The sequence below is a fragment of the Mesorhizobium sp. WSM4807 genome (genome assembly GCF_055811615.1).
Window position 1 is genome coordinate 424,737 of the sequence record NZ_JBVVQY010000001.1, and the last position, 24,066, is coordinate 448,802.

Consider the following 24,066-nt stretch of genomic DNA (forward strand, 5'->3'; position numbering starts at 1 on the left):
GTCTGTTTTTTGTCGGGGAAAGGCGTTAGAAGCCGCCGGATGGAATTGAATACGATAGAACGGGACGACATCGATACTGCCGCCGAAAGTGCGGTCGCGCCGTCTGCCGCAAGCAGGAAGGTCTTCGTTAAGACCTATGGCTGCCAGATGAACGTCTACGATTCGCAGCGCATGACCGACGCGCTGGCCGCCGACGGCTATGTGGCGACGGACGCCATCGCCGAGGCCGATCTGGTGCTGCTCAACACCTGCCATATCCGCGAGAAAGCCGCCGAAAAGGTCTATTCCGAACTCGGCCGCATTCGTGAGATGAAGGCCGAACGGGCTCGGGCCGGCCGCGAGATGCTGGTCGGTGTCGCCGGCTGCGTGGCGCAGGCCGAGGGCTCCGAGATCATCCGCCGCTCGCCCGCCGTCGATCTGGTCATCGGCCCCCAGACTTATCACCGGCTGCCCGACGTGCTGGCACGGGTGCGCGGCGGCGAAAAGATCGTCGAGACCGACTATGCCATCGAGGACAAATTCGAGCATCTGCCGCAGCCGAAGCGCGCCGAGATCATCAGGCGCGGCGTTACGGCGTTTTTGACCGTGCAGGAGGGCTGCGACAAGTTCTGCACCTTCTGCGTCGTGCCCTATACCAGAGGCTCGGAAGTGTCGCGGCCGGTGGCGCAGATCGTCGCCGAGGCCGAGCGGCTGGCGCAAGCCGGCGTGCGCGAGGTGACGCTGCTTGGCCAGAACGTCAATGCCTGGCATGGCGAGGGCGAAGCCAAAGGGGGCAAGACCGAGGAATGGGGTCTTGGCCGCCTGCTGTTCCGGCTGGCCGAGATTCCCGGGCTGGCGCGGTTGCGCTATACCACCAGCCACCCGCGCGACATGGACGACGAATTGATCGCCGCCCACCGTGATTTGCCGGCGCTGATGCCCTATCTGCATTTGCCTGTGCAATCCGGCTCCGACCGCACACTCAAGGCGATGAACCGCAGGCATACGGCAAAGGACTATCTGACGCTGCTCGACCGGATCCGCGCCGCACGGAGCGATATCGCGCTTTCGGGCGACTTCATTGTCGGCTTTCCCGGCGAGACGGATGCGGATTTCGAGGCGACGATGGACCTTGTCCGCCAGGTGAACTATGCCTCGGCCTTCTCGTTCAAATATTCACCGCGCCCCGGCACGCCGGGCGCAGAAATGGCCGATCATGTGCCGGAAGCCGTCAAGGACGAGCGCCTGCAGCGGCTGCAGGCGCTGCTGCTGAAGCAGCAGCAGGATTTCGGCGCGAGCCTGGTCGGCAGCACCATCGACACGCTGATCGAGAAGCCGGGTCGCCAGGCCGGCCAGAAGGTCGGCCGCTCGCCGTGGCTGCAGCCGGTTATTGTTGATGAAATGTCCGGCGAAATCGGTGAGATTATCCAGGTACGAATCACGAAGACGGGTTACAACAGCCTGTTCGCCGAATTGGCCTGAAGGTCTCGGCAGATGAGGAGAGACGGTTGAGCGCTGCGGAAGTGAAGAACCTGCCCCAGAACCTACCATCGGGGGCTTCGGATATGGCGCACATCGTTCTGACTTTCGACAACAACAAGCTTGCCAGCGCCCTTTATGGCCAGTTCGACGAAAATCTGGCCAGGCTTGAGCAGAAGCTTGGCGTCGATATCCGCTCGCGAGGCAACCAGCTGACCATCAAGGGCTCCGCCTCGGCCGCCGAGCAGGCGCGCCGCGCCCTGGATAATCTCTACGGCATTCTCCAGAAAGGCGCTGACATCGGCCAATCGGACGTCGACGGCGCCGTGCGCATGGCGATCGCCGCCGACGACCAGCTGACGCTGCCGACGCTGGAGCGCAAGGGCAAGGTGTCCGCCGCCCAGATATCGACGCGCAAGAAGACGATCTATGCCCGTTCGCTCAACCAGGACGCCTATATGCGCGCGCTGGAGCGGTCCGAACTCGTGTTCGGCATCGGCCCGGCTGGCACTGGAAAAACCTTCCTCGCCGTGGCGCATGCGGCGATGCTGCTCGAACGCGGCATGGTCGAGCGCATCGTGCTGTCGCGGCCGGCCGTCGAGGCCGGCGAGCGGCTCGGCTTCCTGCCCGGCGACATGAAGGAGAAGGTCGATCCCTATCTGCGGCCGCTCTACGACGCGCTTTACGAGATGATGCCGGCCGACAAGGTCGAGCGGGCGATAGCCGCCGAGGTGATCGAGATCGCGCCGCTGGCCTTCATGCGCGGCCGCACGCTGGCGCACTCCGCCGTCATCCTCGACGAGGCGCAGAACACCACGCCGATGCAGATGAAGATGTTCCTGACCCGTCTCGGCGAGAATTCACGCATGATCGTCACCGGCGATCCGACCCAGATCGACCTGCCGCAAAACACCAAATCCGGTCTGGTCGAGGCGCTCAGGATCCTCGACGGCGTAACCGGCATGGTGACGGTGCGCTTCAACGAAGGCGACGTCGTCAGGCATCCGTTGGTCGCCGAGATCGTCAAGGCCTACGACCGCGACGGCAAGCTGGCCCGGGGCCTCGGCGCCGAAGGCTGATGATGCGGCCTTATGGCTGAGGACAAAAAGTCTGTAGGCGGGGACCTTCCGGTTCCCGTCGACATCGACATAGCGGTCGAAGCGGGCGACTGGCCGGATGAGGTCGCGCTGACGCGGCTGGTCGATCGCGCCGTCGCCGCTGCGTTTGCCGAAACCGGCGCGGCCGGCTATTCCGAGCTCAGCATCGTCTTTTCTGACGATGCCCATATCCGCAGCCTCAATGCCGGTTGGCGCGGCAAGGACAAACCGACCAACGTCTTGTCTTTCCCGGCTTTTCCGCTCGCGAAGGGCGGTCCGCTGCCCCCCATGCTGGGCGACATCGTGCTGGCCGCCGAGACGGTCGCGCGGGAAGCCGCACTGGAAGACAAGCCTGTCGAGAACCATATCATCCATCTCGTCATCCACGGCCTGCTGCATTTGCTGGGCTACGATCACGAGACCGACGCCGAGGCCGAGGAAATGGAAGCCGTCGAACGCGCAGCACTTGCGAGGCTTGCCATTCCCGATCCCTACGCGTAACTAAAAAGATCAAATGACCGGACGACGATGAACGACAAACCAGAGACTGCCGCCCGCCCAGACGCCGGCAGTGCGACCAAGCCATCCGAACAGACGGAAGAGGGCTCTAGTCCGAGTATCCCGACCGGCAGCTTCGACAGCGAGCCATCGCCTGCCGGTCCTTCCCTGTTCGATCGCGTGCTCGGCCTGTTCAGGCAGCGCAACGGCACCAGCCTGCGCGAGGAGATCGCCGACGCGCTTGCCGAAACGGCGAGCGATCCCGGATCCTTCTCGCCCGGCGAGCGGGCCATGCTCAACAACATCCTGCGCCTGCGCGAGGTGCGCGTCGAGGACGTCATGGTGCCGCGCGCCGATATCGAGGCGGTCGAGATCACGACGAACCTGGGCGATCTTCTGGGACTGTTCGAGCAGTCCGGCCATTCCCGCATGCCGGTCTATTCGGAAACGCTCGACGACCCGCGCGGCATGGTCCACATCCGCGACGTCCTCGCTCACATCACCAAGATCGCCCGCGTCAGGAAGGGCAGGACGACCAGGAAAGCCGCCGCCACCACGCTTCTCGATCTTGCCAAGGTCGATCTCGCGCGCACCATCGGCGACCTGAACCTGATCCGCCCGGTGCTTTTCGTGCCGCCGTCGATGCTCGCCTCCGATCTCATGGGGCGGATGCAGGCGATGCGCACCCAGATGGCGCTGGTCATCGATGAATATGGCGGCACTGATGGTCTGGCCTCGCTCGAGGATATCGTCGAGATGGTGGTCGGCGACATCGAGGACGAGCATGACGAGGACGAGCCGATGATCACCCAGACCGGCGAGGGCGTGTTCGTCGTCGACGGCAAGGCCGAGATCGACGAAGTCACCAAGATGATCGGCGAGGATTTCGCCGCCGGCGAGCATGGCGAATATGTCGACACGATCGGCGGCATGATCTTCAACACGCTTGGCCGTGTTCCGGCCCGCGGCGAAGTGGTGCAGGCCATACCTGGTTTCGAATTCCTTGTGCTCGACGCCGATCCACGCCGCGTCAAGCGCGTGCGCATCGTGGAGACCCAAAAGGGCGAGCGCCGCCGGCGCGCGGTGCGCGCCGAGCAGGCTTGAAAGACGCCGCTCGCCCGATGACGGTCGACGATCCGTTCAAGCACTCAACCTTGGGCTCTGGCATATTCTACAAGAATCCGCGCGCCGCATTGATCTGGCTTGAAAAGGCTTTCGGATTCGAGCCAAGCATGGTGGTCGGCGACGCTGATGGCAGGCTCGTCCACTCCGAGATGCGGTTCGGTGACGGCTATATCATCGTCGATGCCGAATGGGCCGACCATGTCGCCAGCCCCGCGTCGGTCGCGGGCAAGAACACGCAGTCAGTCGGTCTGTGCGCGCCTCAAGGACGGCATTGATGCCCACTGCGATCGTGCAAGGGCGGCGGGAGCCGAGATCGTCCAGGAGCCTGCTGACCAGTTCTACGGTGAACGGCAGTACAGGGCGCGCGATCCTGAAGGTCACGTCTGGACCTTTTCCCAGACCGTACGCTCCGTTCCACGCGAGGAGGCTGAGCGGCTGGGCGATCTACACATCGAAGGCTGGCACCAATAGCGTCTCGTTACCCAACAATCAATGGTGGCTCCCGACCAGCCGGAGAAACCCGCTTCGCGCAGCCTTCGATATTCAACATTGTAGTCGTGCATCAGCGCATAATCTTCGATTCCGCAAATTTCCGCTACGGTTGGTGAGCGGAAGTTCCCACGCCTGTGCTCAATTGGGAAGATGCGCCGATACCGGTCATTCACGGCCGCGCAGCCCTAGCGCCCGGTTATGCACTCGCCCAGGCGCCTCCGGCAGCGTCGCACCCATCCAACACCACCCCAAATTTATCAAGTATCGCCCGCGCCGTCGGAACCGCTCACACCGGCACTCAGCCCCGGGCGGATGTTCTGGTTATGGTGGAAGACGTTGTCGGGGTCGTACGAGGACTTCACGTCAGCCAGCCGGTCAAAGACGGAGTCGCCGTACGCCTCTCGGACCCGGCCCGGGTCTTCGTCGCCGCCGAGGAAATTGACGTAGACGCCTTCGCGGAAGCGGCCAAGAGCGGCGAGGAACCCCCTCGTCCAGGCCGTCTCTCGGTCGCCGAAGTCCTCGCCGGGCCGCCACGCAGCGTGGACGATGATCGCGTGCGACGCTTGCCGGTTCCCGAACGCCGTCGCGCCCTCGGCCACTCGGCTCACCGCCCCCTTCAGATGGAACATTGCCACATACGACCGTGGCGACGAGCAGGAGAATGCGTGCCCGGCGATCACGTCGATGAGGTCGTCGCGGAGCGCGGGGAGGTGGGTGGCCTTCCAGTAGTAGTTCCAACCGTGGAGGACGGTCAAGTCGAGCGCGCTCTGGAATACCACGTACGGCTTGGGCCCGGCCAGATCGAGGAGGGGAGTCCGAAATGTGCGGAGCGGGCGGAGCGCCTTCTCACCGTCCTCGATCGGCCCGGCGTAGCACGCGCCCACCATCACCACCGGGCGCCAGTGCAGTTCCTCGGGAATGACCGATAGAGGCGGCACGGTGCAGAATTTTACGACCGTGCCGAGATCGTCGGGAGCGTCGCGGATGAAGTCGCGGTAGAAACGGAGGACCTCCCCGGCGTCGCTCGCGTCCCAGAGGATAGGCCCGGCCAGAACCGTGGGCCCGACGGGGTGGAGGCGGAACTCGAACGAGGTGACCACGCCGAAGTTGCCGCCGCCGCCGCGCAACGCCCAGAACAGGTCGGGGTGCTCGTCCTCGGACGCCCGCAGCCGCTCGCCGTCGGCCGTCACGACGTCGGCGGCGAGGAGGTTGTCGACCGCGAGGCCATGCTTGCGCATCAGCCAGCCGATGCCACCGCCGAGGGTGAGCCCGGCGACTCCGGTATGGCTCACGATTCCGCCGGTGGTGGCCAGGCCGCGGGCCTGCGTCTCGCGGTCGACGTCGCCCCACAGCGCGCCACCCTGCACCCACGCCCTGCGGCCGGCGGGATCGACCCGCACGCCCCGCATCGCCGAGAGGTCGATGACGATCCCGTCGTCGCAAACGGCGGTGCCCGCCACGCCGTGGCCTCCGCCCCGTATGGCGATCTCTAGATCGTGGTCGCGAGCGAAGCGCACGGCCGCGACCACGTCGGCGGTCCCGATGCATCGGGCGATCAGATGCGGGCGCCGGTCAATGGCGCCGTTCCAGATTGCACGGGCGACATCGTAGTCGGCGTGGCTGGCATTGATCAGCCGGCCTCGGAACCCGTCGATTTCCACGACGGTTGGCTGCATGCTCCCGTGGTGGGCTTCTGCGTACGTTGTTGTCGTCATAGGTGTCGTCATCGTGTCCTCCTCACGTCGAGAGAGGCCACATCGGACCACGGCGGGCCGCTGCCGTATAGTCAACAATCTGGACTCCACAATCGGAGGCGGATGCGCAACACTGCTGTTGTGAGGACGTCCGTCATGAGGACATACGGCCAGTACTGCCCCATCGCCCGTGGCGCCGAGATTTTCGCCGAGCGCTGGACGCCGCTGATCATCCGCAACCTGTACCTTGGCTGCGGAAGCTTCAGCGAGATCCTGGAGGGCGCGCCCGGACTCTCCCGTACCCTGCTCTCAGAGCGGCTCAAGCAGCTCGAATGGGTCGGTGTCGTCGAGTCGAATCCCAAGCCAGACGGGCGCGGGCGCCACTACGAGCTCACGTCGGCGGGCCACGACCTCTTCACCGTCTGCCAGTCGCTCGGCGAGTGGGGCGCGCATTGGCTCGAGATCGCCCCCCAGCACCTAGACCCCTTTGTGGCCCTGTGGTCGATGTGCAAGGCGCTCCGCCGGGACCGGCTCCCGGATCGACGCGTCGTCATCCGCTTCGACTTCACCGGCCGCCCACACCGGGAGCGCTATTGGCTACTCATCGAGCTCGGAGACACAGAGATCTGCAAAACTTACCCTGGCTTCGACGAGGACCTCTACATCACGGCGGAAGCCGAAGCTTTCGTCAAATGGCACGCCGGCCAGCTCAGTTGGTCCCAAGCCACCCGCGAGGACCGAATCCAGCTAGACGGCGACCTGTCGCTCGCAAGAGCCTTCCCGACCTGGAACGCCCGCAGCATGTTCGCTCACATCATGCCGGTCTCCCGCACCGTCACGAGTCATGCAGGTTGACATTCCGGATGCGGCCTCCCGATGCGGCACCGCACCGCCGGCGTGTGACGTGAACAAACTCCCATACCTCACATGCTATCCGGAATGGAAAGCCGCCGGATTGCCGATCGTCTGATATTCACATAATTCGAAACACTGATGCCGAGAGCAGGCGTATTACCAAGGTCCGAAGACATCCAGTGTTTTGCCATTGGCTCGACGATTGCGAATGACAGCAACGGGTCGCGAGCCGAAATTCAATCCGGTACGCTGGCTGAAGCGGTGGCCGTTTGGAGCGTGGACTGCGGCCTGATAAATCTTCTGCCGTGATTCGAACGACTCGGAAGCATTGATGAAGCGCCTGGCCGGCCGGATAATTCTGCTGTGGGGTTGGCGTCGCGCCCTTGTGGCGTTTCTTGCCGGGGCGCTGGCGGTTCTTGCCCAGGCGCCTTACGATTTCTTCGCCGTCGGTTTCGTTTCGTTTCCGCTGCTGGTCTGGCTTCTCGACGGTGCGACCGGCGAAGCTTCCGATGGTTGGTTCCGGCGTTTGCGACCGGCTTTCGCCATCGGCTGGTGGTTCGGCTTCGGCTATTTTCTCGCCGGCCTGTGGTGGATCGGCTCGGCACTTCTGGTCGAGGCCGACAGTTTCGCCTGGGCGCTTCCCTTCGCAGTGGTCGGAATTCCGCTGGCACTCGCCTTTTTCTACGGTTTCGCAACAGCGGTTGCCCGGCTGCTGTGGAGCAACGACATCGGCCGCATCGCCGCTCTTGCCTTCGGCTTCGGCCTGGCGGAATGGCTGCGCGATTTTCTTTTCACCGGGTTCCCGTGGAATGCCGTCGGCTACGCGGCGATGCCGGTGCCCTTGCTTATGCAGAGCGTGTCGGTGACCGGCATGGTCGGCATGAACGCGCTGGCGGTCTTCGTCTTTGCACTGCCGGCCCTGCTTGCGGCGGGCCGGCATGTCCGCCTGGGAGCTGCACTGCTTGCCGTTCTCGTCGCGGCCCATGTCGGCTTCGGCTATGTCAGGCTTGCTGCCAAGGTCGAGCCCGCAACCCGCGCAATCGACGTCCGCATCGTGCAGCCGGCTGTCGACCTCAGCGAGAAGTGGGACGCTTCGGTGCCCGACCGGATCTTCGCCACGCTCATGGGGCTTTCGGCCAAGGCGCCGCAGGCCGGCCATGACAAGCCGCAATTGATTCTGTGGCCGGAAACCTCCGTGCCGTTTTTTTTCGCCGAACGTCCCGATGCGCTGACCGCGCTGGGAGAGATGCTTGGCGACGGCCAGATGCTGATCGCCGGCGTCGTCCGGGAGGAGGGCGGCTCGGCGGCAGATGCCGACAGGCGGTACTACAATTCGGTGGTGGCGATCGACGACAAGGGTGAAATCGCAGATGCTGTCGACAAGGTTCATCTGGTGCCCTTTGGCGAATATCTGCCTTTTGCCGACCTGCTTGGCCGCTTAGGACTCAAACAGCTCGTCGCTGGGCCGACGACCTACGCGGCCGGCAATGAGCGGCATCCGATCACGCTGTCCGGTGGCATCCGCGTGCTTCCGTTCATTTGCTATGAAGTCATCTTTCCCGATCTGGTGGCGATTGACGCTGCGTCAGCTGAGCTTATTGTGAATGTCACGAACGACGCGTGGTTCGGTGACACGCCGGGTCCATACCAGCATTTCAGGCAGGCGCAGGTTCGTGCTGTGGAGAACGGGGTGCCCTTGTTGCGTGCAGCCAATAACGGCATCTCCGCTGTCGTCGATCCGCGCGGGCGCATCCTCGATGCACTGGCGATCGACGCACGCGGAGCCGTCGATGTCCATGTTCCGATTTCCAATCAAGCCATCGTTTCTTCCAGCCAAAGACGCATTAACGGACTGCTGATCTTGTTGCTGTTTGCCCTGGCCGCTTTCACATTGAATGTAAGGCAAAAGCTACGGGCGAATTGACAGTCGACACATTAGAAACTCATACTGTAACGGCCTGAAATTTCTCGAAGTCGGTACGTCGTTGTGTTGGGGCACTGGCCGCCGGCTTCGTTTGGGCAGAAAAACACAAAAAGCCGGAAAAATTCGGCGAGGAAAAAATGGCAGAAGAAAACAAGAAGAAGCCGAATCCTATCGACATCCATGTCGGAAGTCGCATCAGGCTTCGTCGCAATATGTTGGGAATGAGTCAGGAGAAGCTGGGCGAGAATCTCGGCATAACGTTTCAGCAGATACAGAAATACGAAAAGGGGACCAATCGCGTTGGCGCCAGCCGGTTGCAGGCAATCGCCTCGATACTCGGCGTTCCCGTCGCTTTCTTTTTCGAGGACGCGCCGGGCCAGGAGACCGTGGGCAACCGCGGATTTGCCGAGGATGCATCAATGGCTTTTGCCGTCGAATTCTGCGGCACTCCTGAAGGTCTTCAACTCAACCGGGCCTTCGTCAAGATCGCCGACGTGAAGATACGCCGCAAGATCATCGAGCTTGTGAAGGCCCTTTCCACCGACGAAGTCGATTGATTTGGGCCGATTGAGTTGGCGGGCCCTTGAAAAGCCGGAAATGGCGAGGCCGTCATAGCGGGGCAGGCAAATTCTCGCGATCTCGCGCATCGTGGAATTTACATCCCATAGGCATGCCGGAGAGCGGATCGATTTTGCTCGACGCCCATGCTCAAAGTCTTTTTCGTCAACGTGTTGAAGCTAAGCACGTGTTGGAGCTAAGGCACGCTGGCGGCATCCTGCCGCCGGTCACAGCCGGTCGCAGTTGGTATAAGATAATAGCGCGATTTTTACACCAGAATGACCGCACCGCTTGACGAGCGCCGCCCGGCACAGCTAACACGTGGCGCGCCAATCGGCAGCGTGCCGATATTTTTTCAAGAGGGGACACCCGTGACGCGGCAAAACTATCTATTCACCTCGGAATCCGTTGCCGAGGGTCATCCCGACAAGGTTTGTGATCGTATCTCCGACGAGATCGTCGATCTGGTCTATCGCGAGGCCAGAAAGACCGGCATGGACCCTTGGAAGGTCCGCGTCGCCTGCGAAACGTTGGCAACCACGAATCGCGTCGTCATCGCTGGCGAGGTGCGCGTCCCCGAGACGCTGCTCAAGAAAGACAAGGCCGGCAACATCCTGATGGATGCCGCCGGTCATCCGCTCGTCAATCCAGCGAAATTCAAGTCGGCCGCCCGCAAGGCGATCCGCGAAATCGGCTATGAACAGGCCGGTTTCCACTGGAAGACGGCAAAGATCGAGGTTCTGCTGCACGGCCAGTCGCCGGATATCGGCCAGGGCGTCGACAATGCCTCCGACCGGCAAGGCGAGGAAGGGGCCGGCGACCAGGGCATCATGTTCGGCTATGCCTGCCGCGAGACGCCGGATCTGATGCCGGCACCAATCTACTACAGCCACAAGATCCTCGAATTGCTGGCCGCCGCGCGCCATGAGGGCAACGGGGATGCCGGCCGGCTCGGGCCGGACGCCAAGAGCCAGGTCACCGTCCGCTATGTCGACGGCAAGGCGGCGGAAGTGACGCAAATCGTGCTGTCCACCCAGCATCTCGACGCCAGCTGGGATTCGAAGAAGGTCCGCAACGTCGTCGAACCCTATATCCGCGAGGCGCTGGGCGAGCTGAAGATCGCCGACAGCTGCAACTGGTACATCAACCCGACGGGCAAATTCGTCATCGGCGGGCCAGACGGCGACGCCGGCCTGACCGGGCGCAAGATCATCGTCGACACTTACGGCGGTGCTGCACCCCATGGCGGCGGTGCTTTTTCCGGCAAGGACACCACCAAGGTCGACCGTTCCGCAGCCTATGCGGCACGCTACCTCGCCAAGAACGTGGTGGCCGCCAAGCTCGCCGATCGCTGCACCATTCAGCTTTCCTATGCCATTGGCGTCGCCCAGCCGCTGTCGGTCTATGTAGACCTGCACGGCACCGGCAAGGTCGATGAGGCAAAGCTCGAGCAGGCGCTGCGCACCGTGATGGACCTGTCGCCGTCCGGCATCCGCCGTCACCTCGATCTCAACAAGCCGATTTACGCCAAGACGTCGTCTTATGGCCATTTCGGCCGCAAGGCCGGCCGCGACGGGTCCTTCTCCTGGGAAAAGACCGACCTCGCCAAGGCGCTCAAGGATGCACTCGCCGAAGCGCCCGCCGAAGCAGTCGCGGCCTAGCCGCGGCGTCCATGGATCCGAAAGACCGGCCAAGCCGTGCGACCGAAGCATTTTTCGGTCGCCGGCGCGGCAAGACCATCCGTCCGCAGCAGGCAGCGGCACTGGAAAGCGGCTTCAGCACCTACCGGCTCGATCTGACGGCTGGACCGCCGGCCGAATTGCGCAGCCTGTTCGAAGCCGATGTCCGCGCCATTCATCTCGAAATTGGTTTCGGCGGCGGCGAGCACCTGCTGCATCGGGCGACGGCGGCTCCTGAGACCGGTTTTGTCGGCGTCGAGCCTTTCGTCAACGGCATGGCCAAGCTGATGATGGCGGTCATGAAAAGGCCACTTGCCAATCTTCGGGTCTATGACGACGACGCCACACGCCTGCTCGACTGGCTCCCGCAAGCCTCGCTCGACGGTATCGACCTGCTCTATCCCGATCCCTGGCCGAAGAAGAAACACTGGAAGCGCCGCTTCGTCAGTCCGGTCAATCTCGACCGTCTCGCCCGCGTGCTGAAGTCAGGCGGAAAATTCCGCTTTGCGTCCGATATCGATAGCTATGTGAACTGGACGCTGCTGCACTGCCGGGCACATGGTGCGTTTGCGTGGCAGGCTGAAAAGGCAGCCGACTGGCAGCGGCCCTATGAGGGCTGGCCGGGTACCCGCTACGAGGCGAAGGCCATTCGCGAAGGCCGGCGGCCGGCCTATCTCACCTTCGTCCGAAGATAGGCATATTTCGTTAAGCATCGCGCATCGCGCGCTTTGCCGTCGACGAGGACCAAAGATGTCCTCGCCCTGCATCGCCGGTCTTAGAAGCGGCCGATCTTGTTGAAGGCGGCCGGATCCATGCCGAGATTGCGCAGATCGTGCGCGCGCGGCTTGCGCCCGGCTTCGACGGCGTGCGAAGCGGCGACGGCGCTGCCGAACACGGTGAAGAAATCGCCGATGGCCGAGAAAACCTTGCGGTTGGTCATGATTATGCCCTTTCACCGCTGCAATGCGTGATTGAATTTGTGCAGCGCAACATAAATAGGCGCGTATTGCCTGATATCACAGGGATGTCGCCGCATGGCCGCTATGCGTTCTGTGCAAGGCTGCCGCCTTCGGCAGTTTCGCCCGGCCCTGCATACGGGCCACGCATGCGGACTTGAAACGACGGCCGCGATCGTCTATATCAAGCTCAAATTCTTGGTCGGTATGGCGAAGAGTGGGTCCACCCGGTCCCGCTCTTTTTTATTACCTTCCGACCACCAATGAAGCGACAGGAATAGAATGACGGCAACGGTACCCGACAGCGACGACCGCATCATCCGCGAAAGCGGCATCGATGCGCGCATCGCGCTGATCGTGCAGCCGGTGCTGCGTGCCATCGGCTTCCGCCTTGTCAGGGTGCATCTGACAGGCCAGAACGGGCTGACGCTGCAGATCATGGCCGAGCGCGAGGACGGCACCATGACCGTCGAGGATTGCGAAGAGGTCAGCCGGGCGGTGTCGCCTGCGCTTGATGTCGATGATCCGATCGAAAAGGCATATCATCTCGAAGTGTCGTCGCCGGGTATCGACCGGCCGCTGGTCCGTAAGTCGGATTTCGCGACCTGGACGGGTCATCTGGTGAAGATGGAAACCTCGGTCCTTGTCGCCGACCGCAAGCGCTTCAAGGGCAAGATCGCCGAGAGCGACGCGGACGGCGTGCTGATCGAGCGCGACAAGGCGGCCTATGGCGAACAGCCGACGGTGCGTGTGCCCTACGGTGCGATTGCCGAAGCACGGCTGATCCTGACCGACGACCTTATCCGCGACGCACTGTCGAAGGACAACAGGGCGCGCAAGGAAGCTAAGAAGCGCCGCGGCGAACCCGAAGACGCGCCAGAGGGCGTAGAAGCGGGCGCGGAAGATGAAACCGAACAGGAAATGTGATTGGGCTGCCGGGCGCAAGGCTCGGCAACAAGCTCGGGAGAAAAACGATGGTTGTAAGCGCCAACAGGCTTGAACTGCTGCAGATCGCCGATGCGGTCGCGCGTGAAAAGTCGATCGACAAGTCGATCGTCATCGCCGCCATGGCCGATGCGATCCAGAAGGCGGCGCGCTCGCGCTATGGCCAGGAAACCAACATCCGTGCCGACATCAATCCGAATACCGGCGAGATGAAGCTGCAGCGGCTGATGGAGGTGGTCGAGAAGGTCGACGACTATGCGACGCAGATCGCCATTTCCTCGGCGCGCGAGCGCAATCCCGACGCCCAGCTCGGCGACTTCATTGCCGAACAGCTGCCGCCGATGGATTTCGGCCGCATCGCCGCCCAGTCGGCCAAGCAGGTCATTGTGCAGAAGGTGCGCGAGGCCGAGCGTGACCGCCAGTATGACGAATACAAGGACCGCATCGGCGAGATCGTCAACGGCACCGTCAAGCGCGTCGAATACGGCAATGTCATCGTCGATCTCGGCCGCGGCGAGGCGATCATCCGCCGCGACGAGCTGATCCCGCGCGAAAACTACAAATATGGCGATCGCGTCCGCGCCTATGTCTATGACGTGCGCCGCGAGCAGCGCGGTCCGCAGATATTCCTGTCGCGCACCCATCCGCAGTTCATGGCGAAGCTGTTCACCATGGAAGTCCCGGAAATCTACGACGGCATCATCGAGATCAAGTCGGTCGCCCGCGATCCGGGTTCGCGCGCCAAGATCGCCGTCATCTCGCGTGACAGTTCCATCGATCCGGTCGGCGCCTGCGTCGGCATGCGCGGCAGCCGCGTTCAGGCGGTGGTCGGCGAATTGCAGGGCGAGAAGATCGACATCATTCCGTGGTCGCCTTCGGCCGCTTCCTTCATCGTCAACGCGCTGCAGCCGGCGGAAGTCGCCAAGGTCGTGCTCGACGAGGACGCCGAACGCATCGAGGTCGTGGTGCCGGACGACCAGCTGTCGCTGGCCATCGGCCGCCGCGGCCAGAACGTCCGGCTCGCCTCGCAGCTCACCGGCTGGGATATCGACATCCTGACCGAGCAGGAGGAGAGCGAGCGCCGCCAGAAGGAGTTCGTCGAACGCTCGGCTCTGTTCATGGATGCGCTCAACGTCGACGAGATGGTCGGCCAGGTGCTCGCCTCCGAAGGCTTCACCAGCGTCGAGGAAGTCGCCTATGTCGATGCTGACGAGATCGCGTCGATCGACGGCTTCGACGAGGACACCGCCTCGGAAATCCAGGCCCGCGCCCGCGAGTATCTGGAGAAGATCGAAGCCGAGCATGACGAGAAGCGCAAGGCGCTGGGCGTCAAGGACGAGCTGCGTGAGATTCCCGGCGTGACCACCGCCATGATGGTGACACTCGGCGAGGACGGCGTGAAGACGATCGAGGATTTCGCCGGCTATGCGGCCGATGACCTGACCGGCTGGAAGGAACGCAAGGACGGCGAGACGAAGGTGTTCCCCGGCGTGCTCGCCAGTCACGGCGTGTCGCGTGCCGATGCCGAGCAGATGGTTCTGGCCGCCCGCCTCAAGGCCGGCTGGATCACCGAAGACGAGCTTGCAGCCGAAGACGTGACGGCTGACGAAGCCGTTGGTGCGTGAGGTGAAACCGCATCGCACACAACCCGCCCTTGGACGAGATGAACGATCGCACTTGCATCGTCACGCGCAGACAGGCCGAATCGGATGAACTGATCCGTTTCGTCGTCGGCCCGGATTCGGCCGTCGTTCCGGATATCAAGAAAAACCTCCCCGGCCGCGGTTGCTGGGTGACCGCCGACCGCCTACATATCGACAAGGCGGCAGCGAAAAACCTGTTCGCTCGCGCCTTCAAGGCGCAGGTGACTGTGCCGACCGATCTTGGCGGCATGGTAGACGGGCTGCTTTCCAGATCCGCTCTGGGCATGCTCGGTCTTGCCCGCAAGGCAGGCGCGATCGCGCTCGGCGCCACTAAGGTCGAGAGCGCGGTACGTGGTGGGCTGGCGCTTTTCGTGTTGCATGCGACCGAGGCGTCAGATGACGGCGTCCGCAAGATCAGTCAGGCGCGACGGGCAACCGTCCACCTTGGCGGCCCCGCCATCCCTGCCTACAAACTTTTCTCCGAGGCCGAGTTGAGCTTGGCATTGGGGGGTACAAATGTGATACATGCTGCCGTTCTCGCGGGAGACGCGGGCAGGGCGGTCAAGAAGCGCATGGTTGCGCTCGACCGGTATCGGGGCGGTTCCCCGGACGATCTGGCAATGCTTGCGGCCGTTGCTGACGAAGATGATGCCGCAGAGGATATGGAATGAACGATACGAAATCGGGCGACGACAAGACGTTGAGTGTTACGCCGAAGAAGACTTTGACGCTGAAGCGCCCCGGTACGGAACAGGGCACCGTGCGCCAGAGCTTCTCGCATGGCCGCACCAAGGCGGTCGTGGTCGAGACCAAGAAGCGCAAGTTCTCGCTGCCCGGTGACAAGCCGGAGCCGGCCGCTGCCCCGTCCGTCTTCACGCCGAAGGCGCCGGTCGCGGCAGCGTCCGTTGTGCAGGAGGCGCCCAAGGCGCCGCCGCCTCTGCCGCCTGTCGAACGCGGCGGCATGGTGCTGAACGAATTGTCGCGCAATGAGATGGAGGCGCGCCGCCGGGCCCTTGAGGGCTCGAAGGTGCGCGACGTCGAGGATCGCCAGCGCGCCATCGACGAGGCCAAGCGCCGCGCCGAGGATGAAGAGCGCCGCCGTCGCGAGCGCGAGGAATCCGCGCGCCGCCAGGCCGAGGAAGAAGCCCGGCTGCAGGCCGAAGCGGAGTCCCGCCGGCGTGCCGAGGAAGAGGCGCGCCGCCGCGCGCCGCTGGCTGCCGAACTGGCGACGGTCGACGACGAGGACGTCAAGCCGAAGCGCACCGGCGCCGGAGCGCCGGTGCGCCGTCCGGTCACGCCCGAAGTGGCGCGTCCGGCCAAGCCGACCAAGGGCGAGGAAGATCGCCGCCGCGGCAAGCTGACGCTGAATGCCGCACTTTCCGATGAGGATGCGCGAGCGCGTTCGCTGTCGTCGATGCGTCGGCGCCAGGAGAAATTCAAGCGCGCGCTGCATAATGAACCGCGCGAGAAAGTCATGCGCGAAGTGATACTGCCCGAAACCATCACCATCCAGGAGCTGGCGCAGCGCATGTCCGAGCGCGCCGTCGATGTGGTCAAGTTCTTCATGAAACAGGGCCAGATCCTGAAGCCGGGCGACGTCATCGACGCCGACACGGCCGAGCTGGTCGCCACCGAATTCGGCCACACGGTTCGCCGGGTCGCCGAGTCCGACATCGAGGAAGGCCTGTTCAACATCGCCGATCGTCCCGAAGATCTCGAGCCGCGTCCGCCGGTGGTAACCATCATGGGCCATGTCGATCACGGCAAGACGTCGCTGCTCGATGCCATCCGCAATGCCAATGTCGTGTCCGGCGAGGCCGGCGGCATCACCCAGCATATCGGCGCCTATCAGGTCGAGAAGAACGGTCATAAGATCACCTTCATCGACACGCCCGGCCACGCCGCCTTCACGGCGATGCGCGCCCGCGGCGCCCAGGCGACAGACATCGCCATCCTCGTGGTGGCGGCCGACGACAGCGTGATGCCGCAGACGATCGAATCGATCAGCCATGCCAAGGCGGCCGGCGTTCCGATCATCGTGGCGATCAACAAGATCGACAAGCATGATGCCGACCCGCAGAAGGTGCGTTCGGAACTGCTGCGCCACGAAGTCTTCGTCGAATCGATGGGCGGCGAGGTGCTGGACGTCGAAGTGTCGGCGACCAAGGGTACCAATCTGGACAAGCTGCTCGAAGCGATCCTGCTGCAGGCCGAAATCCTCGACCTGAAGGCCAATCCGGACCGCACCGCCGAGGGCGTCGTCATCGAAGCCCAGCTCGACAAGGGCCGCGGCCCCGTCGCCACCGTGCTTGTCCAGACCGGCACGCTGATGCCTGGCGATATCCTCGTTGCCGGCAACGAATGGGGCCGGGTGCGCGCGCTGGTCAACGACCGCGGCGGGCAGATCAAGGAAGCGCCGCCGGCGATGCCGGTCGAGGTGCTCGGTCTGCAGGGAACCCCGCAGGCCGGCGACCGCTTCGCCGTGGTCAACAACGAAGCCCGCGCCCGCGAGATCACCGAATACCGCCAGCGTCTGGCGCGTGAGAAGGCGGTGGCCAAGCATGCCGGCCAGCGTGGCTCGCTCGAACAGATGATGTCGCAACTGCAGACGAGCGGGCTGAAGGAATTCCCGCTGGTCATCAAGGGCGACGTGCAGGGCTCGATCGAGGCGATCAGCGCGGCCCTGGACAAGCTCGGCACCGACGAGGTGCGTGCGCGTATCGTCCATGCGGGCGCCGGCGGCATCACCGAAAGCGATGTGTCGCTGGCGGAAACCTCGGGTGCCGCGATCATCGGCTTCAACGTCCGCGCCAATGTGCAGGCGCGTGCTGCTGCCGCGGCTGCGGGCATCGAGATCCGCTACTACTCGATCATCTACAACCTCGTGGATGACGTGAAGGCGGCGCTCTCCGGCTTGCTGTCGCCGGAGCGTCGCGAGACCTTCATCGGCAATGCGGAGATCCTCGAGATCTTCGACATCACCAAGGTCGGCAAGATCGCCGGCTGCCGTGTCACCGAAGGCAAGGTCGAGCGCGGTGCGGGCGTTCGCCTGATCCGCGACAACGTCGTCATCCACGAAGGCACGCTGAAGACCCTGAAGCGCTTCAAGGACGAAGTCGCGGAAGTCCCGGGCGGCCAGGAATGCGGCATGGCCTTCCAGAACTACGAAGACATGCGCGTCGGCGACGTCATCGAGTGCTTCCGCGTCGAGATGGTGACCAGGACGCTCTGAGTTTCGAGCAACTTGAGTTCGAGCATCTACTGAGACCGGGCGGTGGTCGAAAGGCTGCCGCCCAAACCATGATCCCGAAAAGTGGAATCGGGTTTTCGGAGAAGATCATGGTCAAACAAAAAGATAGAGCCTGATCCATTCCGATTCTTATCGGGATGGGTCAGGCTCTAAAGCATATGAGACATGCGGCGCGGTCCCATCCCGTGCCTCACGATTTCAGGATAGAGAAAAATGCCCCGTTCAACCACGTCAGGTCCATCCCAGCGCATGCTTCGCGTCGGCGAGCAGGTGCGCCATGCGCTGTCGGAAACCTTGCAACGCGGCGAGATCATCGATCCGCTGGTCGAGAACGCCGTGGTTTCGGTCTCGGAAGTGCGCATGTCGCCCGATCTGAAAATCGCCACCGCCTTCGTCTCGCCGCTCGGCGCCAGTGATACCGATGCGGTGGTGGAGGCGCTCAACAAGCATGCGAAATTCATCCGCGGCCGCGTTTCCGGCGCGCTCCGGCAGATGAAGTACATGCCGGAATTCCGCTTCCGGCTCGATACCAGCTACGACAATTTCCAGAAGATCAACGAATTGTTGCACTCGCCCGAAGTGGCGCGCGATCTCGGCCCAGACGCCCAGATTGACGATCAGAATAAAGACAACGACAAGGACGAAAAATAGTGGCGCGTCGCGGCAAGAAGAAGGGCCGGCCGATCTCCGGCTGGCTGGTGCTGGACAAGCCCGTCGGCATGGGCTCGACCGAAGCCGTCTCCAAGATCAAATGGTTGTTCCAGGCGGAAAAGGCCGGCCATGCTGGCACGCTCGACCCGCTCGCTTCCGGCATGCTGCCGATTTCGCTCGGCGAAGCGACCAAGACCGTGCCCTATGTCCAGGATGGCGGCAAGGTCTACCGCTTCACGGTTGCCTGGGGTGAGGAGCGTTCGACCGATGACCTCGAAGGGCCGGTGACGAAAAGCTCCGACCAGCGTCCGGCGGAAGCCGATGTGCTTTTGCTGATGCCGAAATATACCGGCGTCATCATGCAAACGCCGCCGCAATTTTCGGCCATCAAGATCGCAGGCGAGCGCGCCTATGACCTTGCCCGCGACGGCGCGACGGTCGACATCCCGGCGCGGGAGGTCGAGATCGGCCGTCTCGACCTGATTGAGCACAGTGCTGATCGCACCATTTTCGAGGTCGAATGCGGCAAGGGCACTTATGTGCGGTCGCTGGCACGCGACATGGGCCGCGACCTCGGCTGTTTCGGTCACATCGCCGAGCTGCGCCGGATCGAGGTCGAGCCGTTCACGCAGGAAGACTTCGTCACCATCGCCGAGCTGGAAGCCGCTCGATTCGGCGAACAGGGCGATGAACGTTCGGATTCAGCGGACACGGTGCCGGTCAATTTCGACGCCATCGATGCGCTTCTGGTCGACACATCAGCCGCGCTCGACTGCCTGCCGCAAATCGCGATCAGCGACGACGCTGCAACAAAAATCCGCCTCGGCAATCCGGTCATCATCCGTGGCCGCGACGCGCCGGTGGAAGCCGAGGAAGCTTGCGCTACGGCGCGCGGCAAGCTGGTCGCCATCGGCGCCGTCGAACAAGGCATGTTCAAGCCGAAGCGGGTCTTTGCCGGGTGAGTCCCGTCGTCTAATCTCGATCAGACGTAGCATCCGAGGGGCACATGGCAAAGGCCGAGACGATCAAGAAGCGGGCGCCGGTGACAGCGCGGCGGCCGCCGGTCGGCGCATCACCGGGCACGCTGATCGCCGACCCGGCGGCGCGGCGCAGTGAACTGCGACTGACGCTGATGTCGCCCGACAAATTCGAGACAATCGAAAATGCCAGCATCGACGACGTCAACGCTCATTGCGACACATGGCCGGTCATTTGGCTCGATTGTACCGGTCTCGCCAACATCCCGCTGATCGAGGAGATCGGCCGGATTTTCAGCCTGCATCCGCTGGCGCTGGAAGACGTCGTCAACACCGGCCAGCGGCCGAAGGTGGATTTCTTCGAGGACCATGCCTTCGTCGTCGTCAGGATGATCGACGACGTCACCGCGCATCGTTACGAGCAGATCGCGGTCTTCTTCGGCAGGAACTTCGTCGTCACCTTCCAGGAGCGCGAAGGCGATCCGTTCGATCCCGTGCGCAAGCGCATCGCAAGCTCGATGCCCAACCGGCTGCGCGCACGCGGCGCTGACTATCTCGCCTATGCGCTGATCGACGCCATTGTCGACAGCTATTTCCCGCCGATCGAGACTGCCGGCGAATTGGTCGACAGCATCGAGGATCAGATGCTGCGCGCGGCGGACAAGCACCAGATGCGGCGGCTTCACGAGTTGCGGCGCGACGCCAATGTGCTGAAGGGGGTGCTTTGGCCGATGCGCGATGCGCTGGCGACGCTGATCCGCAACGACGTGCCCTATGTGAAGCCCGAGACCAGGATCTTCCTCAACGACACGCTCGATCACTCGCTTCGGCTCATCGAACTGGTCGAAACCCAGCGCGACATGCTGACCGGTCTGATCGAGATGCATCTGTCGCTGAGCCAGGCGCACACCAGCGATGTCATCAGCTATCTGACGATCGTCTCGGTGATCTTCATCCCGCTCACCTTTCTCGCTGGCGTTTGGGGCATGAACTTCGATCCCGAGACCTCGCCATGGAACATGCCGGAGCTGAAGGCCCAATACGGATATCCGGCGGCGCTCGTGTTCATGGCCGTTGTCGCGCTCGGGCTTATCGCTTTCTTCAGATGGAAGAAGTGGCTTTAGCCGAGGACAAATCTTCGTTTGTGCAGCAAAAAGCCGGCTTGTGAATTGGGCTGGTGTTTTTGCCTGAATTGCACTATATGCGCCGCAGCATCGTGCAATGACACGTTGCCTGTACCGGCCCCTGCTGGACGACATCCCGGCCGAGGGCGTCCCGTTTCCTCAAACAGATAAGGAAAAACACGATGTCGATTACTGCCGAGCGCAAGAAGGAATTGATGGGTGAATTCGCAACCGCCAAGGGCGATACCGGGTCCCCGGAAGTCCAGGTGGCCATCCTTTCCGAGCGCATCAAGAACCTGACCGACCATTTCAAGGACCACAAGAAGGATAACCATTCCCGCCGTGGTCTGCTCGCTCTCGTCTCCCAGCGCCGCAGCCTGCTTGATTATCTCAAGCGCAAGGATGACGCGCGCTATCAGACGCTGATCGAGAAGCTCGGTCTGCGCCGTTGACGAATTGACCGGCGGGTTCTTTCGAGAGCCCGCCGGTCGCGCATTGGAGCAGTCCATTGCTCTAATGAAGGAAGTAGAGCGCCGCGCATCGATTTGGACGCGCACAAAGGGCGCTCTGAAACTTTGAATTTGCGCAAGGCATTTTCCGAGAGCCGCGGTTTTCGGGGTCATGCGCAAGGCCAGTCGGATCGATTGGCCAGACCCGGTTTCGAGATAGCACAGGGCCATTCGAAACCGCCCGTGGACGGTCATGGGGCAGGATTGCAGGACGCTCGCCCGGCACCGCGCCGGATTGACCCGAGCTTCCCGTTGTCTTGCCCGTGGCTGCCCGAGAAACGAAGCCAAGGGAAAGGGGCACTCGCGCACGGTGAAATGGCGCGGCTCTTTCCGCATATGAAGGACAAGACATGTTCAATCACCACAAAGTGGAAATCGAATGGGGCGGCCGCCCGCTCATCCTCGAAACCGGCAAGATTGCGCGCCAGGCTGACGGCGCGGTGCTCGCCACCTACGGCGAAACCAAGGTTCTCGCCACCGTCGTTTCGATGAAGGAACCGAAGCCCGGCCTCGATTTCTTCCCGCTGACCGTCAACTATCAGGAAAAGACCTATGCCGCCGGCAAGATCCCGGGCGGCTATTTCAAGCGCGAAGGTCGTCCGAGCGAAAAGGAAACGCTGGTTTCCCGCCTTATCGACCGGCCGATCCGCCCGCTCTTCGCTGACGGCTACAAGAACGACACGCAGATCGTTGTCACCGTCGTCCAGCATGATCTCGAAAACGACCCGGATATCCTGTCGATCGTCGCCACCTCGGCGGCCTTGACGCTGTCCGGCGCCCCTTTCATGGGCCCGATCGGCGGCGCCCGCGTCGGCTACATCAACGGCGAATATGTGCTCAATCCGCATGTCGACGAGATGCAGGAATCCAAGCTTGACCTGATCGTCGCCGGCACCTCCGACGCCGTGCTGATGGTCGAGTCCGAAGCCAAGGAACTCGGCGAGGACCTGATGCTCGGCGCCGTCATGTTCGGCCATCGCGGCTTCCAGCCGGTGATCGACGCGATCATCAAGCTGGCCGAGGTCGCCGCCAAGGATCCGCGCGATTTCACCGCGCCGGACTATTCGGCGCTTGAAGCGGAGATGCTGAAGATCGTCGAAGGCGAGCTTCGCGATGCCTACAAGATCACCGACAAGCAGAAGCGCTATGCCGCCGTCGACGCCGTAAAGGCGAAGGTCAAGGCTGCGTTCGCACCCGCCGAAGGCGAGGAAGCAAAATACACGTCCGAACAGATCGGCACCGTGTTCAAGGAGCTCCAGGCCAAGGTCGTGCGCTGGAACATCCTCGACACCGGTTCGCGCATCGACGGCCGCGATCTGAAGACGGTCCGCAAGATCGTCTCCGAAGTCGGCGTCCTGCCGCGTACCCACGGCTCGGCGCTGTTCACCCGCGGCGAGACCCAGGCGCTGGTCGTCGCCACGCTCGGCACCGGCGAGGACGAGCAGTATGTCGATTCGCTGACCGGCATGTACAAGGAGAAGTTCCTCCTTCACTACAACTTCCCTCCCTATTCGGTCGGCGAAACCGGTCGCATGGGTTCGCCCGGCCGCCGCGAAATCGGTCACGGCAAGCTGGCCTGGCGCGCGATTCGCCCGATGCTGCCGACATCAGACCAGTTCCCCTACACGCTGCGCGTCGTCTCGGAGATCACCGAGTCCAACGGTTCGTCGTCGATGGCCACCGTCTGCGGCACCTCGCTGGCGTTGATGGATGCCGGTGTTCCGCTGGCCAAGCCGGTCGCCGGCATTGCCATGGGTCTCATCAAGGAAGGCGAGCGCTTCGCGGTGCTCTCCGACATTCTCGGCGACGAGGATCATCTCGGCGACATGGACTTCAAGGTTGCCGGCACCGCCAACGGCATCACCTCACTGCAGATGGACATCAAGATCGAGGGCATCACCGAGGAGATCATGAAGATCGCGCTGGACCAGGCCAAGGACGGCCGCCAGCATATCCTCGGCGAAATGGGCCATGCGCTGTCCGGCGCGCGTGCCGAACTCGGCGAATTCGCGCCGCGCATCGAGGTCATGCACATCCCGACCGACAAGATCCGCGACGTGATCGGCTCGGGCGGCAAGGTCATCCGCGAGATCGTCGAAAAGACCGGCGCCAAGATCAACATCGAGGACGACGGCACGGTCAAGATCGCTTCGTCCAATGCCAAGGAGATCGAGGCGGCGAAGAAGTGGATCCACACCATCGTCGCCGAGCCGGAAGTCGGCGAAATCTACGAGGGCACGGTCGTCAAGACCGCCGACTTCGGCGCTTTCGTCAACTTCTTCGGTCCGCGTGACGGCCTCGTCCACATCTCGCAGCTCGCTACCGATCGCGTCGCCAAGACCTCCGACGTCGTCAAGGAAGGCGACAAGGTCTGGGTCAAGCTGATGGGCTTCGACGAACGCGGCAAGGTCCGCCTGTCGATGAAGGTCGTCGACCAGGCCACGGGCAAGGAAATCGCCCGCGACAAGAAGGCCGAAGGCGAAGAAGACGCCGCCTGAGCGATTTAGAGCGACGTGCGTCCAAAATGGACGCACATAGTACGCTCTAAGGCTTTGAATGTTCGCATCGTGCTTTCCGAAATCGATTTCGATTCGGGCCGATGCGAAGCGATACAATCGAAACGGGCGCGCC

20 protein-coding genes and 1 pseudogene are annotated in these 24,066 nt (G+C 63.0%); 19 read left to right on the top strand and 2 right to left on the bottom strand.

What is annotated here, in order from left to right; genetic code table 11:
• Nucleotides 1-39: 39 nt before the first annotated feature.
• The 5 genes and pseudogenes from miaB (at nucleotide 40) to AC0L3N_RS02005 (ending at nucleotide 4,649) form a co-directional block, all read left to right on the top strand.
• Nucleotides 40-1,461, top strand: a complete 1,422-nt coding sequence (gene miaB / locus AC0L3N_RS01985; protein ID WP_123146511.1) for a tRNA (N6-isopentenyl adenosine(37)-C2)-methylthiotransferase MiaB — start codon at nucleotides 40-42, stop codon at nucleotides 1,459-1,461.
• An 83-nt stretch (nucleotides 1,462-1,544) separates the two neighbouring features.
• Entirely contained in the window at nucleotides 1,545-2,537 is a 993-nt protein-coding gene (locus AC0L3N_RS01990) for a PhoH family protein (RefSeq protein WP_287305617.1), read from the top strand.
• 12 nt (nucleotides 2,538-2,549) lie between these two features.
• Nucleotides 2,550-3,056, top strand: coding sequence for an rRNA maturation RNase YbeY (ybeY, locus tag AC0L3N_RS01995; protein ID WP_123146512.1), 507 nt, complete (start codon nucleotides 2,550-2,552; stop codon nucleotides 3,054-3,056).
• Nucleotides 3,057-3,083: 27 nt separating this feature from the next.
• A complete protein-coding gene (locus AC0L3N_RS02000) occupies nucleotides 3,084-4,157 on the top strand; it encodes a hemolysin family protein (protein ID WP_123146513.1) in 1,074 nt (357 codons plus the stop codon).
• Between the two features lie 17 nt (nucleotides 4,158-4,174).
• Nucleotides 4,175-4,649 (top strand): annotated as a pseudogene (locus tag AC0L3N_RS02005) (VOC family protein).
• A 278-nt stretch (nucleotides 4,650-4,927) separates the two neighbouring features.
• Here AC0L3N_RS02005 and AC0L3N_RS02010 read toward each other — a convergent pair.
• Complete coding sequence (locus AC0L3N_RS02010) at nucleotides 4,928-6,397, bottom strand: FAD-binding oxidoreductase (protein ID WP_473545181.1); 1,470 nt, start codon at nucleotides 6,395-6,397, stop codon at nucleotides 4,928-4,930.
• A 123-nt stretch (nucleotides 6,398-6,520) separates the two neighbouring features.
• On the opposite strand from AC0L3N_RS02010, the gene AC0L3N_RS02015 reads away from it, so the two are divergent.
• The 5 genes from AC0L3N_RS02015 to trmB all read left to right on the top strand — a co-directional run bounded on the left by AC0L3N_RS02015 (nucleotide 6,521) and on the right by trmB (nucleotide 12,075).
• Nucleotides 6,521-7,219 (top strand): winged helix-turn-helix transcriptional regulator, encoded by a 699-nt coding sequence (locus AC0L3N_RS02015; RefSeq protein WP_123147392.1) that lies wholly within the window; start codon nucleotides 6,521-6,523, stop codon nucleotides 7,217-7,219.
• 331 nt (nucleotides 7,220-7,550) lie between these two features.
• A complete protein-coding gene (lnt, locus tag AC0L3N_RS02020; protein WP_473545183.1) occupies nucleotides 7,551-9,143 on the top strand; it encodes an apolipoprotein N-acyltransferase in 1,593 nt (530 codons plus the stop codon).
• A gap of 137 nt (nucleotides 9,144-9,280) precedes the next feature.
• Entirely contained in the window at nucleotides 9,281-9,700 is a 420-nt protein-coding gene (locus AC0L3N_RS02025) for a helix-turn-helix domain-containing protein (protein ID WP_123146516.1), read from the top strand.
• 372 nt (nucleotides 9,701-10,072) lie between these two features.
• Complete coding sequence (metK, locus tag AC0L3N_RS02030) at nucleotides 10,073-11,362, top strand: methionine adenosyltransferase (protein WP_095488070.1); 1,290 nt, start codon at nucleotides 10,073-10,075, stop codon at nucleotides 11,360-11,362.
• Between the two features lie 11 nt (nucleotides 11,363-11,373).
• Nucleotides 11,374-12,075 carry a tRNA (guanine(46)-N(7))-methyltransferase TrmB gene (trmB, locus tag AC0L3N_RS02035; protein ID WP_473545185.1) on the top strand — a complete coding sequence of 234 codons (702 nt, stop codon included), beginning with the start codon at nucleotides 11,374-11,376 and terminating at the stop codon, nucleotides 12,073-12,075.
• A gap of 80 nt (nucleotides 12,076-12,155) precedes the next feature.
• Here the strand turns inward: trmB and AC0L3N_RS02040 are convergent, their stop codons facing one another.
• Entirely contained in the window at nucleotides 12,156-12,320 is a 165-nt protein-coding gene (locus AC0L3N_RS02040) for a hypothetical protein (protein ID WP_077377234.1), read from the bottom strand.
• 298 nt (nucleotides 12,321-12,618) lie between these two features.
• Here AC0L3N_RS02040 and rimP point away from each other — a divergent pair, with 298 nt between their 5' ends.
• The 9 genes from rimP to pnp all read left to right on the top strand — a co-directional run bounded on the left by rimP (nucleotide 12,619) and on the right by pnp (nucleotide 23,933).
• The gene (rimP, locus tag AC0L3N_RS02045; protein ID WP_473545187.1) at nucleotides 12,619-13,263 is read left to right on the top strand and encodes a ribosome maturation factor RimP; all 645 of its coding nucleotides are present in this window, start codon (nucleotides 12,619-12,621) and stop codon (nucleotides 13,261-13,263) included.
• Between the two features lie 47 nt (nucleotides 13,264-13,310).
• On the top strand, nucleotides 13,311-14,906 hold the full coding sequence (gene nusA, locus AC0L3N_RS02050) for a transcription termination factor NusA (protein WP_352951398.1): 1,596 nt from the start codon (nucleotides 13,311-13,313) through the stop codon (nucleotides 14,904-14,906).
• 38 nt (nucleotides 14,907-14,944) lie between these two features.
• Nucleotides 14,945-15,595 carry an RNA-binding protein gene (locus AC0L3N_RS02055; protein ID WP_473545291.1) on the top strand — a complete coding sequence of 217 codons (651 nt, stop codon included), beginning with the start codon at nucleotides 14,945-14,947 and terminating at the stop codon, nucleotides 15,593-15,595.
• The gene (gene infB, locus AC0L3N_RS02060) at nucleotides 15,592-18,156 is read left to right on the top strand and encodes a translation initiation factor IF-2 (protein ID WP_473545189.1); all 2,565 of its coding nucleotides are present in this window, start codon (nucleotides 15,592-15,594) and stop codon (nucleotides 18,154-18,156) included. Before AC0L3N_RS02055 ends, infB begins: the two co-directional genes overlap by 4 nt.
• 231 nt (nucleotides 18,157-18,387) lie before the next feature.
• The gene (rbfA, locus tag AC0L3N_RS02065) at nucleotides 18,388-18,825 is read left to right on the top strand and encodes a 30S ribosome-binding factor RbfA (protein WP_473545191.1); all 438 of its coding nucleotides are present in this window, start codon (nucleotides 18,388-18,390) and stop codon (nucleotides 18,823-18,825) included.
• Nucleotides 18,825-19,787, top strand: a complete 963-nt coding sequence (truB, locus tag AC0L3N_RS02070) for a tRNA pseudouridine(55) synthase TruB (protein WP_473545193.1) — start codon at nucleotides 18,825-18,827, stop codon at nucleotides 19,785-19,787. Before rbfA ends, truB begins: the two co-directional genes overlap by 1 nt.
• Nucleotides 19,788-19,831: 44 nt before the next feature.
• On the top strand, nucleotides 19,832-20,926 hold the full coding sequence (gene corA, locus AC0L3N_RS02075; protein ID WP_473545195.1) for a magnesium/cobalt transporter CorA: 1,095 nt from the start codon (nucleotides 19,832-19,834) through the stop codon (nucleotides 20,924-20,926).
• A 167-nt stretch (nucleotides 20,927-21,093) separates the two neighbouring features.
• Nucleotides 21,094-21,378 (top strand): 30S ribosomal protein S15, encoded by a 285-nt coding sequence (rpsO, locus tag AC0L3N_RS02080; protein WP_407660271.1) that lies wholly within the window; start codon nucleotides 21,094-21,096, stop codon nucleotides 21,376-21,378.
• A gap of 407 nt (nucleotides 21,379-21,785) precedes the next feature.
• A complete protein-coding gene (gene pnp, locus AC0L3N_RS02085) occupies nucleotides 21,786-23,933 on the top strand; it encodes a polyribonucleotide nucleotidyltransferase (protein WP_473545197.1) in 2,148 nt (715 codons plus the stop codon).
• Nucleotides 23,934-24,066: the final 133 nt, after the last annotated feature.